At 62.5% G+C, this 15,021-nt stretch carries 14 protein-coding genes; 8 read left to right on the forward strand and 6 right to left on the reverse strand.

Annotated elements, in window-relative coordinates; genetic code table 11:
- Positions 1-183 precede the first annotated feature (183 nt).
- Genes ACRESH_RS15645 through ACRESH_RS15670 form a run of 6 tightly spaced genes read left to right on the forward strand, consistent with a single transcriptional unit; the run spans position 184 to position 5,200 of the window.
- Complete coding sequence (locus ACRESH_RS15645; protein WP_431742859.1) at positions 184-471, forward strand: energy transducer TonB; 288 nt, start codon at positions 184-186, stop codon at positions 469-471.
- A gap of 17 nt (positions 472-488) precedes the next feature.
- Positions 489-1,559 (forward strand): hemin-degrading factor, encoded by a 1,071-nt coding sequence (locus tag ACRESH_RS15650; RefSeq protein ID WP_431742860.1) that lies wholly within the window; start codon positions 489-491, stop codon positions 1,557-1,559.
- Positions 1,560-1,571: 12 nt separating this feature from the next.
- Positions 1,572-2,459 carry a heme/hemin ABC transporter substrate-binding protein gene (locus ACRESH_RS15655; protein ID WP_431742861.1) on the forward strand — a complete coding sequence of 296 codons (888 nt, stop codon included), beginning with the start codon at positions 1,572-1,574 and terminating at the stop codon, positions 2,457-2,459.
- 50 nt (positions 2,460-2,509) lie between these two features.
- Positions 2,510-3,493: a FecCD family ABC transporter permease gene (locus ACRESH_RS15660; protein ID WP_431742873.1), complete on the forward strand. Its 984-nt coding sequence runs from the start codon at positions 2,510-2,512 to the stop codon at positions 3,491-3,493.
- Positions 3,493-4,260, forward strand: coding sequence for a heme ABC transporter ATP-binding protein (locus tag ACRESH_RS15665; RefSeq protein WP_431742862.1), 768 nt, complete (start codon positions 3,493-3,495; stop codon positions 4,258-4,260). Before ACRESH_RS15660 ends, ACRESH_RS15665 begins: the two co-directional genes overlap by 1 nt.
- Positions 4,261-4,315: 55 nt before the next feature.
- Positions 4,316-5,200: a ChaN family lipoprotein gene (locus tag ACRESH_RS15670; RefSeq protein ID WP_431742863.1), complete on the forward strand. Its 885-nt coding sequence runs from the start codon at positions 4,316-4,318 to the stop codon at positions 5,198-5,200.
- A 51-nt stretch (positions 5,201-5,251) separates the two neighbouring features.
- On the opposite strand, the gene ACRESH_RS15675 is transcribed toward ACRESH_RS15670, so the two are convergent.
- Positions 5,252-5,980 (reverse strand): aspartate/glutamate racemase family protein, encoded by a 729-nt coding sequence (locus tag ACRESH_RS15675; protein ID WP_422421891.1) that lies wholly within the window; start codon positions 5,978-5,980, stop codon positions 5,252-5,254.
- Positions 5,981-6,004: 24 nt separating this feature from the next.
- A complete protein-coding gene (locus tag ACRESH_RS15680) occupies positions 6,005-7,534 on the reverse strand; it encodes an NCS1 family nucleobase:cation symporter-1 (protein ID WP_431742864.1) in 1,530 nt (509 codons plus the stop codon).
- 505 nt (positions 7,535-8,039) lie between these two features.
- On the opposite strand from ACRESH_RS15680, the gene ACRESH_RS15685 reads away from it, so the two are divergent.
- Together ACRESH_RS15685 and ACRESH_RS15690 are read left to right on the forward strand one after the other, a co-directional pair.
- A complete protein-coding gene (locus ACRESH_RS15685; protein WP_431742865.1) occupies positions 8,040-8,729 on the forward strand; it encodes a GntR family transcriptional regulator in 690 nt (229 codons plus the stop codon).
- A 102-nt stretch (positions 8,730-8,831) separates the two neighbouring features.
- On the forward strand, positions 8,832-10,031 hold the full coding sequence (locus ACRESH_RS15690) for an amidohydrolase family protein (RefSeq protein ID WP_431742866.1): 1,200 nt from the start codon (positions 8,832-8,834) through the stop codon (positions 10,029-10,031).
- A gap of 52 nt (positions 10,032-10,083) precedes the next feature.
- Here the strand turns inward: ACRESH_RS15690 and ACRESH_RS15695 are convergent, their stop codons facing one another.
- The 4 genes from ACRESH_RS15695 to ACRESH_RS15710 form a co-directional block, all read right to left on the reverse strand.
- Positions 10,084-10,920 carry a 5'-nucleotidase, lipoprotein e(P4) family gene (locus ACRESH_RS15695; RefSeq protein WP_431742867.1) on the reverse strand — a complete coding sequence of 279 codons (837 nt, stop codon included), beginning with the start codon at positions 10,918-10,920 and terminating at the stop codon, positions 10,084-10,086.
- A 134-nt stretch (positions 10,921-11,054) separates the two neighbouring features.
- Positions 11,055-12,104 (reverse strand): extracellular solute-binding protein, encoded by a 1,050-nt coding sequence (locus ACRESH_RS15700; RefSeq protein ID WP_431742874.1) that lies wholly within the window; start codon positions 12,102-12,104, stop codon positions 11,055-11,057.
- A gap of 41 nt (positions 12,105-12,145) precedes the next feature.
- Positions 12,146-13,258 (reverse strand): agmatine deiminase, encoded by a 1,113-nt coding sequence (gene aguA, locus ACRESH_RS15705; protein WP_431742868.1) that lies wholly within the window; start codon positions 13,256-13,258, stop codon positions 12,146-12,148.
- A gap of 93 nt (positions 13,259-13,351) precedes the next feature.
- Positions 13,352-14,239 carry a LysR substrate-binding domain-containing protein gene (locus ACRESH_RS15710; RefSeq protein ID WP_431742869.1) on the reverse strand — a complete coding sequence of 296 codons (888 nt, stop codon included), beginning with the start codon at positions 14,237-14,239 and terminating at the stop codon, positions 13,352-13,354.
- Positions 14,240-15,021: the final 782 nt, after the last annotated feature.

Below are 15,021 nucleotides of genomic sequence, written 5' to 3' on the forward strand. Positions count from 1 at the left end.
AAACCGCTGCCAGCCAAAGCACAGCCTGCGAGGGTCGAGTCAGCACCGCCGCCACGCGCCGAGCCGCTCCCTAGCCAGGCTGCCGTTGCGTCTGTAGCCGCGCAGCCAAGCGCAAGCCAGCCGGCACCGGAAACCAACGCCTTCACCCGCGCGCCAGTCCCAGCTGCGCCACCAGCATCTCCGGTGCTCAGCCTGCGTCCCAGCTTCGTTAGCCCTCCCCCGCCACCGCGCTACCCGTCGCTGGCCCGCCGCCGCAACCAGCAAGGGATCGTCCGCGTCGAGGTGTGCCTGGATGAGCGCGGCAACCAGCTCAAGCTCATCCTGGTACGCTCTTCGGGCGTGCAAAGCCTCGATCAGGCGGCACTCGAAGCCGTGACCCAGTGGCGCTTTCGTCCCGAAATTGTCAACGGCCGGGCCGTACCCAGCCGCGTGGAAATACCAATAGAATTCGCCCTTACGGCGAGCCGATGACCCTGAAGGAGTTCACCATGACCGCCCCAACTCGCGCCCTGACTGCCGGACCTGAGCTGTACCAACAGTGGCAACAACTGCGCACTGAACAATCGGGTCTGCGTGCACGCGATGCCGCCAGCAAACTCGGCGTCAGCGAGGCTGAACTGACCGCCAGCCGCCTGGGTGTCGACACCGTGCGCCTGCGTCCGGAATGGAAGACGTTGTTGCCTGCGCTCGGGGAGCTGGGCTACATCATGGCGCTGACCCGCAACGAGCACTGCGTCCATGAGCGCAAAGGGGTTTATCACGAAGTGACCATCATCGGCAGCGGCCAGATGGGCATGGTGTTGTCGCCAGACATCGACCTGCGCCTGTTCCTCAGCGGCTGGGCCAGTGTCTTCGCCGTCAACGAAAACACCGCGCGCGGACCACAGCGCAGCATCCAGGTATTCGACCGCCAAGGCACCGCCGTGCACAAGGTGTTCCTCACCGCTAGCAGCGAAGAGTCCGCCTGGGCACCGTTGCTGGAGCGTTTCAGTGCAGAGCAACAGAGCGCCGAGCTCGACCTGCAGCCTTTGCCTGCCGCCAAGGCCCCGCGCGCGGACGCCGAAGTGGACGCCGAAACGCTGCGCAGCGAGTGGTCGCAACTTCAAGACACCCACGACTTTTTCGCCCTGCTCAAGCGCAATGACGTGGCGCGCACTCAGGCCTTGCGCCTGGCCGGTCATCAATGGGCCGAGCCGCTGGCCACGGTCGAGCTGACCAACCTCATCGAACAAGCCAGTCAGCGCGAAGTCCCGATCATGGTGTTCGTGGGCAACAAACACTGCATCCAGATTCACTCGGGCCCGGTCAGCAACCTACGCTGGATGGACACTTGGTTCAACGTCCTCGACCCTGCGTTCAACCTGCACCTGAAGACCACTGGCGTGACCGAACTGTGGCGTGTGCGCAAGCCGAGCGTCGATGGCATCGTCACCAGCTACGAGGGCTTCGATGCCGACGGTGAACTGGTCATCCAGCTGTTTGGTGTGCGCAAGCCAGGTGTGCCAGAGCGTGACGACTGGCGTACTCTGGCAGAATCCGCCCCCCTGATGACCGCCTGAGGAAACACCCTGATGCGTAAAAAAATCCTCCTGGCCTGCGCTGGCGTGCTGTTCAGCCAGCTGGCCAGCGCCAGCGACGCCTTGCCCCAGCGCTGGGTAAGCGCTGGCGGTGCCTTCAGCGAATGGGTCGTTGCCTTGGGCGGCGAAGGCAAGCTGGTCGGTGTCGACAGCACCAGCCAGTATCCGCGTTCGTTGCACCGCCTGCCTGGCATCGGCTACCAGCGTCAGCTGGCGGCCGAGGGCATTCTGGCCCTGCGCCCGGACATCCTGGTGGGCAGCGATGAAATGGGACCACCACCGGTGCTGGCGCAACTCAAGGCCGCAGGCGTGCGTATCGAACTACTGTCGGCCAAGGCCGATGTGCCTGCCTTGCAGCACAACCTGACGACGTTGGGTCAACTGCTGGGCAAGCAGGCTCAGGCGCAGTCTCTGCTGAGCGACTATCAGCAACGCCTGCAGCAGCAAGCCGCAGCAGTCAAACAGGCCCAGCAGCAATACCCGGCACCTCGGGTACTGATGCTGCTCAGCCATTCCGGGGGCAACCTGCAGGTGGCCGGCAAGGACACCCTGGCGGCGTGGATGATCGAGCAAGCCGGCGGACAGAGCCTGGGCGGGCACATCGGCTACAAACCGGTGTCCAGCGAAGCCATGCTGGCCCTCGATCCCCAGGTGATCCTCCTCGCCGGAAGCCGTCTGCAAGGCGATGCGGCACGTGCCGCGCTGCTCGAGCAGAACCCGGTCCTGGCGCAAACCCGAGCCGGTCGTGACGGCCGGGTGCTGGTAATTGATCCGACCCTGTTGATCGGCGGTCTCGGGCCTCGGCTGCCACAAGCGCTGGCGACACTGACAGCGGCCTTCTACCCGGATGCCAAAGTACTGAGCGCCGAGGCTGGCCAATGACGGCAATTGTCCGACCGCGGCCGATGCTGCTCGCCCTGGGACTGGTGCTGGTGTTGGTGGTTTGGCTGTCCCTGGCCCTTGGGCCGGTCAGCTTGCCCTTGGGCGAAACACTGAAGGCCGGATTACGTCTGATCGGCCTGCCGCTGGAGGGCGATGCCACGCACCAGGCGGATCTGATCCTCGGCCAGATCCGCATGCCGCGCACCTTGCTCGGTATTGCTGTCGGTGCAGTCCTGGCGTTGTCCGGGGTAGCCATGCAGGGGTTGTTCCGCAACCCCTTGGCCGATCCGGGCCTGGTTGGTGTATCGGGCGGCGCAGCGCTGGGGGCGGCCATCGCCATCGTCGGCGGTAGCCTGGTTGGCGGACTGCCAGCGGCCATCGAGCCGTATGTACTGTCGGTGTGCGCCTTCGCCGGGGGCCTGATCGTTACGGCCATCGTCTATCGATTCGGTCGCAGCAATGGCCAAACCAACGTCGCCACCATGTTGCTGGCAGGTGTGGCGATGACCGCCATGGCCGGCGCCGGGGTCGGTCTGTTCACCTACCTCGCCGATGACGCAACCCTGCGGACCCTGACCTTCTGGAACCTGGGCAGTCTCAACGGCGCCAGTTACCAACGCTTGTGGCCGTTGTTGATTGTGGCCGTGGGGGTAGCCTTGTGGTTGCCGCGCCGCGCCGCCGCACTCAACGCACTGCTGCTGGGTGAATCGGAGGCTCGTCACCTGGGCTTCGATGTCGAGCGGATCAAGCTGGAACTGGTGTTGTGTACGGCCCTGGGGGTCGGTGCCGCTGTCGCGGCGGCGGGGTTGATCGGTTTCATCGGCCTGGTGGTACCGCACCTGATGCGTCTGCTGGTCGGCCCGGATCATCGGGTATTGCTGCCCGCTTCATTGCTGGCTGGCGCAGGCCTGTTGCTGTTGGCCGACCTGATCGCACGCCTGCTGTTGGCACCCGCCGAATTGCCGATCGGCATCGTCACGGCGTTGATTGGTGCGCCGTTCTTCCTCTTTTTGCTGGTACGGGGGCGCACCTGATGCTTGCAGCAGACAACCTGCTGGTACGTCGCGGCCAGCGCACCGTACTGGCCAATATCGACATTCAGTTGCCCCCTGGGCAAGTGCTCGGCGTTCTCGGACCTAACGGCGCTGGCAAGAGCACCCTGCTGGCAGCTTTGTGCGGCGAGTTACCGATTACCGAGGGCAATGTCAGTCTTGATCAGCGCAAGCTTGCCGACTGGCCAGGTCAGGAGCGCGCCAAGCGCCTGGCAGTACTGCCGCAGAGCTCAAGCTTGAACTTCGCTTTTTCGGTCAATGAAGTGGTCGGCATGGGGCGCCTGCCACATGCCAGTGGCCGCATACGTGATGGCGAAATCGTTACCGAAGCACTCGCCGCCGCTGACGCCCTGCATCTGGCCGAACGCAGCTATCTGGCCCTGTCCGGCGGTGAGCGGCAACGCGTGCACCTGGCCCGAGTACTGGCCCAGCTCTGGCCCGGCGCCGAGGGGCAGACGCTACTGCTCGACGAACCGACATCAATGCTCGACCCGCTGCACCAACACACTATTTTGCAAGCGGTGCACGACTTCGCCGAACGCGGCGCGGCGGTGATGGTGATCCTTCACGACCTCAATCTGGCCGCGCGCTATTGCGATCATCTGCTGTTGTTGCAAGACGGCCTGCCCCACGCCTATGGCCCACCGGCAGAGGTATTGACCGCCGATGCGCTGGCGGCGGTATACGGTCTGCAAGTGCTCATTCACCAGCACCCGGAACGCGGCCACCCGTTGATCATCGCGCGCTGAAACCGCCCCCTCATCCTGCTGTGGTCGAGGGGTAATTATTTAGCAAGGAATCCCGATGCGCCTTCTGTTGCTCTGCCTGGTCAGCCTGTTGGCAGCCTGCCAAACCCGAGACGTGTTGCCACCACCGGCCCCCATCGCGCCACAAGGACGCGATCACGCTGAGCGTGGGGTGATCCGCGAACTGGCCACTGACCGCACCCTGAGCCCACAAGAACTGATTGAACATCTGGCCACCGCGCCACGGGTACTGGTCGGTGAACAACACGACAACCCTGATCACCACGCCCTGCAACTGTGGCTGCTGCGCGAATTGGCCAGCCAACGTGCACAAGGCAGCCTGTTGATGGAAATGCTTAACCCCGACCAGCAGGGCAAGGTCGATGCAGCGCAGGCTGCGGCCCGTGCCGGGCAACCGCCGAGCGACCCGTTCCAGGCGCTCGCCTGGCAGGCCAACTGGGACTGGAGTGTATATGGGGCGCTGGTCACCTACGCCCTGCGCCAACCTTATCCGTTGCTGTCGGCCAACCTGAACCGGGCGCAGATCATGCAGATCTACAAACAGCGTCCAGCGCTTGAAGGCGCAGCGTCCACCCGCCCACAGGTGCAAGCCACGCTGCTTGATGATATTCGCGAGTCCCATTGCGGCTTGTTACCCGAAGCACAGATGCCGGCAATGCTCGCCGTGCAACAACAGCGCGACCGGCGCATGGCCGAGCGCCTGCTGGCCGCACCAACGCCTGCGGTGTTGCTGGCCGGGGCCTTCCATGTGCGCAAGGATCTGGGGGTGCCGCTGCACTTGAACGATCTGGGTGCGGGCGAAGGTAATCAGGTATTGATCCTGGCCGAGGTGGGCAAGACCGTGACCGCCGAAAGTGCCGACTATGTGTGGTACACAGCGGCGCAACCGGAACAAGATCACTGCGCAAAACTACGTCGCTGACGTGAGCGCCAATACCCCTTTTGCGAGGGGTATTGGTGTAGTCGTAGACGATCAGCCCAGCAAGGCCCGCGGCCAGCCAAGAATCTGCTTGGGCCGCGGCGGCGCATAGGTACGTACCTTGGAGGTGCTCAACTTCAAGCGTACCAGCGACTCAGCCAACGCCACCGCCGCCGTCACGCCATCAACCACCGGCACGCCGGTACGCGCCTGAATGCGCTCATCAAGCCCGACCATGCCGCCACAGCCGAGGCAGATCACCTCGGCCTTGTCGATACGCACCGCCTCCTCCGCCTGCCCCACCACGGCTTCGATCGCCCGCTCGGGATCTTCTTCCAGCTCCAGCACCGCCAGACCACTGGCCCGTACCGAGGCACAGCGACTGTCCAACCCGGCCAGCTTGAGGCGATCCTCGATCAGCGGTACGGTGCGATCCAGGGTGGTGACCACCGAGTAGCGGTGCCCGAGCAACATGGCAACGCTGGCGGCCGCTTCGGTGATGTCCACCACCGGCACATTGAGCAGTTCCTGCAAGCCTTCACGGCCATGTTCACCGTAGCCGGCCTGGATCACTGCATCATAGGGCTGGTCGTAGCTGAGCACCCGCTCCATGACCGCAATGGCTGCCAGGTAACTCTCGAAGTTACCCTCCACCGACTCGGCACCAAAGCGCGGGGTCAGGCCGACGATTTCGGTACCCGGCGACGCCACGCTGCGCGCCTGACGGGCAATGGCCTCGGTGATCGACACGGTGGTGTTGACGTTGACTACCAGTATTCTCATCGATCGGTTCCTTGTGCGTGACGCTCAGTGCTGGGCGCTGTCGACGGCAAAGTGCTCGCCGGAACAGTCCACGTAATGTTTTTTGCGATCGGAAATCAGGTAGTACATGCCACCGGCAATGGCCGCGCCGAACAACCAGGAGAACGGCGTCAGATCGCTGAATGCCGGTACCAGGGCCAGCAGGACAGCGGCAATGGCCGAAGGCACCAGGGCGGCGATGGCCTTGTAGTTGATCCCGCGGGTGTAGTGATAGGTGCCGGTGGCCGCTTCGCTGTAGAGGTCAGGGACGTGCACCTGGGCTTTGCGGATCAGCCAGTAGTCGACCATGATGATCCCGTACAGCGGGCCCAGCAGCGCGCCCAGGCCGGAGAGGAAGTAGACGATCACCAGCGGGCTGTTGTAGAGGTTCCAGGGCAGGATCAGCACCGCCAGGGTGGCACTGATCAGGCCGGCGCGGCGGAAGTTCAAGCGGCTGGGGGCCAGGCTTGAGAGCACGAAGGCCGGGGCGACAAAGTTGGCCATGATGTTCACCGCCACGGTGACGATCAGGAACGCCAGGCAACCGAGCACCAGGAAGGTCTTGTCGGGAATGGCGGCGATGATCTGGGTCGGGCTGTCGATGATCGTGCCATCGATGCTGAACTGCGCCCCGGACAACACGAAGCTGATCACCGCGAACACCAGGATGTTCACCGGCAGGCCCCAGAAGTTACCGAGGCGGATGGTCTTGCGGCACGGTGAAGACCGCGCGAAGTCGCAGAAGTTGAGAATCAGCGTGCCATAAATGGCCAGCCACAGGGCACCGCCCGCGAAGATCTGCGTCCACATCTTCACCCCGGTCAACGGCTCACCCACCGACCAGGCCAGGTTGCCATCCACCCGCAGGTACATCCACACCGCCAGCACCAGCACGGTCGAGAGGATCACCGGGCCGGCAAAGGATTCGTACTTGCGCACCATCTCCATGCCGAAGGTCAGGATCACCAACTGCACGAACCAGATGGCGACGAAACTGGCCCAGCCCAGGCTTGAAAGCCCGAGGATGGCGTTATGGTCGAAGCTCGCCAGCTGTGGCCAGATCGCCACCAGCAACACCCTGAGCACCACCGAGGCCAGGTAGGTCTGGATGCCGAACCAGGCGATGGCGATCACCGCACGAATGATCGCTGGCAGCTGCGCACCGTAGATACCGAAACTCATGCGACTGATCACCGGGAACGGCACCCCGGTTTTCTGCCCCATATAACCGGACAGGTTCATGAAGAAGTACACCAGCGCCGCCCCTACCGCCAGCGCTGCGAGTATCTGCCAGCCGGACAGGCCGAGGGCGAACAGGCCCATGGCAAAGGAGTAGTTGGCGATGTTGTGCACATCGTTGGTCCACAAGGCGAAGATGCTGTAACCGCCCCAGCGCCGGCCTGCGGCTTTGGTCGGGGCGAGGTCGGCATTGTGCAGTTTCGGGCTCAAGCTGCCGTGCCCCGACAGCTGCGCAGCAACGGCAGGGTCGGGTGACAGGTACGCGGTATCCAGAGGTTTGGAAGTATCCAATTGCATGTTCCCCGGGCTCCTGCTGCAGCGCCTGTGGTGCCGCAGCAAATTATTGTTGGACTTGAAGAGTTGGGACCGCTGTCGGCGCCTGGACGCCGCCGCATACAAATATTGTATGCAATTTTTGTCTTACGATTTTCGAGGAACAATATGTGTGCCAAATGGGTGGCAAGTAGATGGCGACGATGTTTGCGAAATTGTTATAACCATTTGATTTTTATTAAGTTAAATTTTTACTCAGACACACAGGAGAACCGCTTAACCTGACCAGATGGTCAGCGCGCTGGGTGACAAAGATGAGAACTCAGGTAACGGAAGGCGGTGACATGTGTCCACCAAGCCGCTACCTGTGTACACACAACTAATATAAATATGTGTACATATTGAAAACATCACGGGGCAAGCCCGCTCCCTCCAGTCTGGGGATACAACCAAGCATTTTCACTCTGAAACTTTTGGTTACCGCGCATTTCCGGCATGCTGACGCAATCAGAGAATCACGGAGCTGGCAATGACGGAAAAACTCCCCGCATCGACCGTAGAGCGCGTCTACCTGGGGGTCCACGAGGCAATCAGAAAACGCACCCTGCGTCCCGGCATGAAACTGGGCGAGTCCTCGCTTGCGGAACTGTTCAAGGTCAGCCGTACGTCAGTACGCGCCGCGCTCAAGCAGCTGGAAGGCGACGGCCTGGTATCCACCGAGCTGAACAAAGGCGCCTGGGTCTCGCTGCCCAGCGATGAAGACATCCGTTCAGTGTTCGAAACCCGCCGCCTGATCGAGATCGGCATCGTCACCGAGCTCTGCCGCCGCGCTGACAAAAGCCTGCTGCACCCCCTGCGCCTGCATGTGGCCGAAGAAGAAGCCGCGGCCGATGCCGGTGACCACGCCCGCTACGTCAACCTGCTGGGTGAGTTTCACCTGCGGCTCGCCGAAGTGCTGGACAACCCGGTGCTGCTCGACTGGTTCCGCAAGCTGATCGAACGCGGCTCGCTGTACGCCTCGACCCTCGATGACGAACGCCATGAGGCCTGCCGCGGCAACGAACACCTGCGCCTGATCGAGTTCCTCGAGGCCGGCGATCAGTCGGCCGCCATCGAATTGGTATGCACCCACCTGAGCGGCATCGAGGAGGCCATCCTCAAGGCCACTCACAACCTCAAGGCCGACTACCACCCGCTCAAGCACCTGATCGGCGGCTGAATCATGGGCATTCACCAATCCACTGCTATCGAACCCGATATTTAATTGGCCGATACTCTGCCACTTTTATAGGGTACGCAGCCTCCCCCAAGAGGTCGTGAAATGATTGATCGTGTGTTCGTCAATGCCGTCGCTGCCGACGGCAGCCCGCTGTCCCTGGCCGTCGCCGATGGCCGTATCGCTCGCCTGGGTGCCGATGTGGGTGCCATCGAAGGCGTGGAGCGCATCGACCTGGGCGGGCAATTGCTGCTGCCGGGTTTCGTCGACGGCCATATTCACCTGGACAAGAGTTTTGTCGGCGACCGCTGGCATCCGCACCAGGCGGTTGGCAGCCTGCGTGAGCGCCTGGCCGTGGAAAAGCGTGAACTGGCCCTGGCGCCCTCGATCGTCGAACGTGCCGATGCGCTGATCAGTCAGGCCGTGTCGTTCGGCACGGTGGCCATGCGCAGCCATGTCGATGTCGACGCCACGACCGGCTTGACCAATCTGCACGCGGTAATGCAAGCGCGAGAGAAATGGCGCGGCGTCGTCGACATTGAGCTGGTGGCCTTCCCCCAAGCCGGGGTGATGTCCTGTCCAGGCACTGCCGATGTGCTGGAAGCCGCCATCCGCGACGGTGCCGAGGTGATCGGCGGCATCGACCCGACCACCCTCGATGGCGATGCCGAGGGTCAGCTGGATGTGGTGTTCGGGATCGCCGAACGTCACGGAGTAAAAGTCGACATCCACCTGCACGAGCCGGGCTTGCAAGGCATCGAGCAACTGCAACGGATCGCTGCCCGTACCTGCGCCGCAGGACTGCAGGGGCGCGTGAGTGTCAGTCATGCCTATGCCCTGGGCCAGGTGCCTGAGGACGTGCTCGAACGGATTGCGGTAACCCTTGCCCACGCCAGGGTGTCGATCCTGACCAATGCCCCCGGCGATCATGCCTTCCCGCCAATCCTGCGCCTGCGTGCCGCCGGGGTGAATGTGTTCGCGGGTAACGACAATATTCGTGATGCCTGGTGGCCCTACGGCAACGCCGACATGCTCCAGCGCGCCATGTTGATTGGTTACCGCTCAGGCTTCTACAGCGATGAGGACTTGAATGTTGCCTTGGCCATGGCCACCTCGGCGGGTGCGGCCGTGATGGAGAAACACGACTATGGACTGAAGGTGGGCAATGAAGCGACCTTCATTGTGATCAAGGCGCCCAATGCTGCTGCCGCAGTGGCTGCGGCGCCCGCCGAGCGGCGTATGGTCCGCCGAGGCGAGCTGCAGGCTGCACCGGTCAGCCTGCAATTTGAAATCCACCACGCCTAACGAAGCAGCGAAACATCCCGCCGTCCTCAGGGCTGGCGGGGTTATTTTGCGCTCAACTGGCCGGTTTCCAACCGCCCTGCTCCGCTGCCTGGCGAAACTTGGCCCGGTTGGCCGGTGTGTCTGCAGGTTCTGAGTCGCCGAAAATGGCCTTGAGCCAATGACCGTCAGTGGGGTTAGGGAAGATGATGTACTGGCTCCCGAACTTGCCGCGGCTGTCGTCTACCAATTGTCCGCGCTTGCTCACGTTGTCGACATAGAAACTGCGCTCGAAGTCGTTGAGGTTGTCGCCCAGCATCAGCAGCACGCTGTACTGCTCGGCGATCTTGTGCTGCGCAGGTTCCTTGTTCGAGCTCTCGCGCAAGATGGTCACATGGGCCTCGTCAGCGTACGGCACCTTGTGCTTGCGCAAGTTGCTCAGGGCGTACTCGTAGGTCTTGTCGCCCTGATCACGACTGGAGACATAAAAGATTTCTACGCCCCGCGACTTGGCATAGTCAAGAAACTCGAGGGCGCCCGGGGTCAGCGTCGGACCGTTGTCAGCCACCCAACGATCCCAGTCCGCATCATCAAAGAACTCCTTGCCCTGAGCGATCAGAAAACCCCAGTAGGTATTACTGCTGAGGATGGTGTCGTCGATATCACTGATGATCGCCGGTTTCTTGTCCCCCGGTTTCTGATTGGCCAACGCCTGGTCCAGGCGCGCCTTGGCGACATTGAAACCTTGATAGTAAAGGGCACGGAATTCAGCCGCAGTCTGGCGCCAGGCCACCGCATCCACCAAGAGATTGGAGGATACAGCGGCAGGTTCGGCACTTGAGGACTGTGCATTGACCAGCGGCGCAGCCAACAACAGTAGCGCCAGGGAGATCGCATTCTTGAAATGGGGCATTGGGTGGCTTTCCTTGTATTCTGCCGCTCTTGAGTGGCGGCAGTTGCGGTACTCATACCTCAGGCCACAAGCCCCCACAATCGACGCGACGCGCAGGCGCAACAATGTGGCGCACCCACGCATCTTGTCTGACCTCAGGTACCGGATTTGAGCCGACTGAAGGCGCGGGTCAGCTCACGGTTGAAGGCCTTGCTGTTGTCATTCTTGCTGTACAACCGCGTCCGTACGGCGGCAGGCGGGTAGGTTCCAACATCATTGCGAATCGCCGGGTCCACCAGTGCGTCGGCTGCAGTGATGGCGTTGGCGTACTGGATGTTGTTGGTGATCGGTGCGATCACCTCCGGGCGCATCAAGTAGTCCATCAGCGCCAAGGCTGCCTCAGGGTGCGGCGCATCCTTGGGAATCACCAGCGCATCAAGCCAGATCAACGTACCTTCTCGAGGAATGCTGAAAGCAAGGTCAACCGCTTTCCCGGCCTGCTGCGCCTGATTGCGGGCGATGGCAACGTTGCCGTTCCACGACATTGCCAGGCAAGTTTCACCATTAGCCAGGTCGTTGATGTTGCGGTCGTTGTCGAAGTAGCGAATGTACGGACGCACCTTTTGCAACAAGGACTCAGCCTGGCGCAGGTCTTCGACGCGCTGGTGGTTGATGTCCAGGCCCAGGTAGCGCATGGCCGCAGCGAACACCTCGTTGGGGTCGTTGAGCAGGCTCACCCCGCAACTGGCAAACTTCGACACCACCTCAGGATCGAACAGCATCGCCCAGCTATCGGTCGGGGCCGAGGGCAACCGGGCGTCGACGGCCTGTTGCTGGTAACCGACACCCGTGGTGCCCCAGGCATAGGTGCCGGCATAACGGTTGTCCGGATCGAACACCGCCATGTGCTGGCGAAACTCTGTGCCGATCCCGGCCAGGTGCGGCAACCTAGCCTTGTCCAGCGGCTGCAGCGCACCGCTACTGATCGCCCGCGACAGGTGCTGGCCGGCGGTAAGCACCAGATCGTAGCCACTGCGGCCAGTCAACAGTTTGGTCTCCACGGTTTCCAGTGAGTCGAAATGGTCGGCGATCACGCGGATGCCGCTGCTCTTCTCGAAGTTGGCCAGGGTATCCGGGGCCAGGTACTCGCCCCAGATATACAGGTTCACTGTCGGTTGCTCGTTGGCGGCCAGCGCCTGCGTCATACCGCACGCCAGCGCCAGGGCCAGGCCACAGGCGCGCAGACTCATGAGGTTTTTCCTCCGGCATATTGAGGCATGGTGATGCAGGCGACGTTGCCACCACCCAGCAGGATCTCCCGGGAGTTCTCGATACCGATGATGCGATGGCCGGGGAACAGTTCAGCCAAGGTGGCCTGGGCGACGGTGTCGTTGCGGTCGCCGAACAGCGGCAGGACGATGGCCGAGTTGCCTGCGTAGTAGTTGATGTACGACGCGCAGATTTTCGTCCCGGCCTGACGCAGGTGGGTGCCGTCGATCTGGTCCAGACCTGCTGCTTCTTCGGCGGCCCACTCCAGCACATCCGGCTGCGGTAGCTTGTGCACCTTGAGTTCGCGACCGCGGCTGTCGCGGGTACTGCGCAGGATGTCGTAAGCCTCTTGATAGATCTCCCACTGCGGGTCGTCGCGGTTGTCGGTCCATTGCAACACCACCTCACCGGGACGGACAAAGCAGGCCAGGTCGTCGACATGACCATCGGTTTCGTCGAACTTGCAGCCGCGCGGCAACCAGATCACCTGCTCGGCACCGAGGTAATCCTCAAGGCGACGGGTGACTTCATCCTTGCCCAGATGAGCATTACGGTTGCGATTGAGCAGGCACTGTTCAGTGGTCAGCAGGCTGCCCTGGCCGTCACTCTGGATACCGCCCAGCTCGGCAATCAGCGGCGCACGGTAGCGGTCGAAGTTCTCGATTTCGAGGATCTTCTGCGCAATCTGGTCGTCCTTGTCCCAGGGGTAGTACAGGCCACCGTCGAGCCCACCGTAAGCGTTGAATTCGAAGTCGACACCGCGGACTTCGCCGCTGACATCGTTGACCACAAAGCAGGCGCCACTGTCGCGGAACCAGGTGTCGTTGCAAGTCATTTCCACCACCCGTACATGGGCCGGCAGCAGGCGCCGGGCGTTGGCGTACTGGGCAGCCGAGGCGCAGACGGTAACCGGCTCGCTCGAGGCAATGGCACTGACGATCTCGACCCAGACTTTCTGCGCAGGCTTGGCGCCGTTGCGCCAGACATCCGGGCGCTCCGGCCAGCCCAGCCAGCAACCGGCCTTGTTCTCGAATTCGCCGGGCAAGCGGAAACCATCAGCCTTGGGAGTGGTGGTGAGCGAACGAGCCATGGACAACCTCTGCGTTGGGTGGGGATAGCTGCACGCTACGCCGCCCGGCCTCAGGCTTCCAACGATGAAAACTCAGCGATTGATGAATTCAATTCAGGGTTCGCTGATCTGAGTGGTGAACCATTCTATGAAGTCGGCCACCGCGCCACGCTCCAGGCGCAAGCGTTCGCACACCAGTGCATATTGGCCCATGGCCGCGACACTGGCGGCGAACGGCCGAACCAGGCGGCCACTGACCAGGTCCGCCTGACAGGTCAGGTTATCGCCCATGGCCACGCCCTGCCCCAGCGCCGCCGCCTCCAGCGCCAGGGCCGCATGAGGAAAGTACAGCTGGCGGCCGGGTTGCGCGTCTTCGGCATGGGTGGCGAGCCAGGCGGTCCAGGTCTTGCCGTCTTGATCGTCATGCAGCAGGCAGTGACGCACCAGGTCGCGAGGGCGCTTGAGCCCGCCGAGGTTGAACAGTCCGGGGCTGCATACCGGGAAGAACTGCAGCAACGGCAAGGGCCGGACGAAATGGGTGCTGGCATCCAGCGGGCTGGTGCCGTAGGTGATGGCGATATCGATGTCGCTTGCTGGCGCCCCGGCGTCGATGGGCTGCTCGTGCAAGTGCAAAGTGATGTGCGGATAGCGGCTGCTGAAGTCGGCCAGCCGCGCCACCAGCCACTTCTGTGCCAGCTCCGCCGTTACTGCCAGGCGCAGCACTGCTTGGGAAGCCGGGTCGCGCAGTTCATCACAGGCCTTGCCGATCAGTTCGAAGGCTTGCTGCAGGTGCTGCAACAGGCGCCCTGCTTCACAGCTCAGGCGCACCTGGCGGCCTTCGCGGACGAACAATTCGACACCCAGTTGCTCCTCCAGCTGGCGAATCTGATGACTCACCGCACTGTCCGTCACGCACAGCTCGGCGGCGGCGCGCCCGAAGTGGCCATGGCGGGCGGCGCACTCGAAAGTGCGCAGGGCGGTCAGTGAAGGCAATCGACGCATCGCTAGCTCGCTAATTCGGGATCGGCGAGCAGCATAGCTGAAGCGGCCGGTCGAAGGCAGCGGGCGCTGTATTCGGCCAAGGATCAAGGCCGCACCGCGTGCACCTCGACATCCGATAGCTGCCGATTCAAAAGTTGATCGAGCGTTTCTTGCTGTCCGACATTCAGATCTGCGATGGTGGTTCACGCATTTGCACCCGAACGAACGGACAGGCCTTAAAAAAAATGGTTCTTCACGGCATCCCGGGAAGTATGGTCCTTGGGTTGGGATGTTGAGGCTGCGAGCTTATCCATTCAATGCAGCGCCGCTGCTGGCCCCTTCCGCCCTTACGGCGGGTCCCTTTTGTCTTGGCAAAAGGAACCAAAACCGCTCGCTCCTGCATACGGCCCTACGCTGCGCTTCGGGTCCCCTCGCTACGGCGTCTTCCAGGGGCATCGCGGCCTACGACTTGCTGCGCCAAGTCTACGGCTCGCGACTTCGGCTTGTGCCGAAGGGTGCTGCGCACCAGCCCCCTCCAGACACCTACGCTCGGCCTCCTGAAGTCGCGAAGTTACGGGCGGCGCCTGCGCTGGCGTATCTTCGAAATCTGATTCTGGCAGAGGCAGGCTGATGCCATCGCGGGACAAGCCCGCTGGCAAAGCGAGTACCGATTCGCTCTTGATCTTGATCTTCATGCACGCAAGTTCAGGCGCCGCAGATCGCGACTTCAGGAGGCCGAGCGAAGGTGCCTGTAGGGGCAGTGCGCAGCACCTTCGGCGTTAGCCGAAGACGCGAGCCGTAGA

The sequence above is a fragment of the Pseudomonas sp. genome (assembly GCF_050739775.1).
Lineage (GTDB): Bacteria > Pseudomonadota > Gammaproteobacteria > Pseudomonadales > Pseudomonadaceae > Aquipseudomonas.

Bases quoted from the DNA above. Each gene is read 5' to 3' on its own strand.
- ACRESH_RS15690 (WP_431742866.1), top strand. From the start codon at position 8,832: ATGATTGATCGTGTGTTCGTCAATGCCGTCGCTGCCGACGGCAGCCCG.
- ACRESH_RS15695 (WP_431742867.1), bottom strand. From the start codon at position 10,920: ATGCCCCATTTCAAGAATGCGATCTCCCTGGCGCTACTGTTGTTGGCT.
- ACRESH_RS15665 (WP_431742862.1), top strand. From the start codon at position 3,493: ATGCTTGCAGCAGACAACCTGCTGGTACGTCGCGGCCAGCGCACCGTA.
- ACRESH_RS15700 (WP_431742874.1), bottom strand. From the start codon at position 12,104: ATGACGCAGGCGCTGGCCGCCAACGAGCAACCGACAGTGAACCTGTAT.
- ACRESH_RS15675 (WP_422421891.1), bottom strand. From the start codon at position 5,980: ATGAGAATACTGGTAGTCAACGTCAACACCACCGTGTCGATCACCGAG.
- ACRESH_RS15710 (WP_431742869.1), bottom strand. From the start codon at position 14,239: ATGCGTCGATTGCCTTCACTGACCGCCCTGCGCACTTTCGAGTGCGCC.
- ACRESH_RS15655 (WP_431742861.1), top strand. From the start codon at position 1,572: ATGCGTAAAAAAATCCTCCTGGCCTGCGCTGGCGTGCTGTTCAGCCAG.
- ACRESH_RS15650 (WP_431742860.1), top strand. From the start codon at position 489: ATGACCGCCCCAACTCGCGCCCTGACTGCCGGACCTGAGCTGTACCAA.
- aguA (WP_431742868.1), bottom strand. From the start codon at position 13,258: ATGGCTCGTTCGCTCACCACCACTCCCAAGGCTGATGGTTTCCGCTTG.
- ACRESH_RS15680 (WP_431742864.1), bottom strand. From the start codon at position 7,534: ATGCAATTGGATACTTCCAAACCTCTGGATACCGCGTACCTGTCACCC.
- ACRESH_RS15670 (WP_431742863.1), top strand. From the start codon at position 4,316: ATGCGCCTTCTGTTGCTCTGCCTGGTCAGCCTGTTGGCAGCCTGCCAA.
- ACRESH_RS15685 (WP_431742865.1), top strand. From the start codon at position 8,040: ATGACGGAAAAACTCCCCGCATCGACCGTAGAGCGCGTCTACCTGGGG.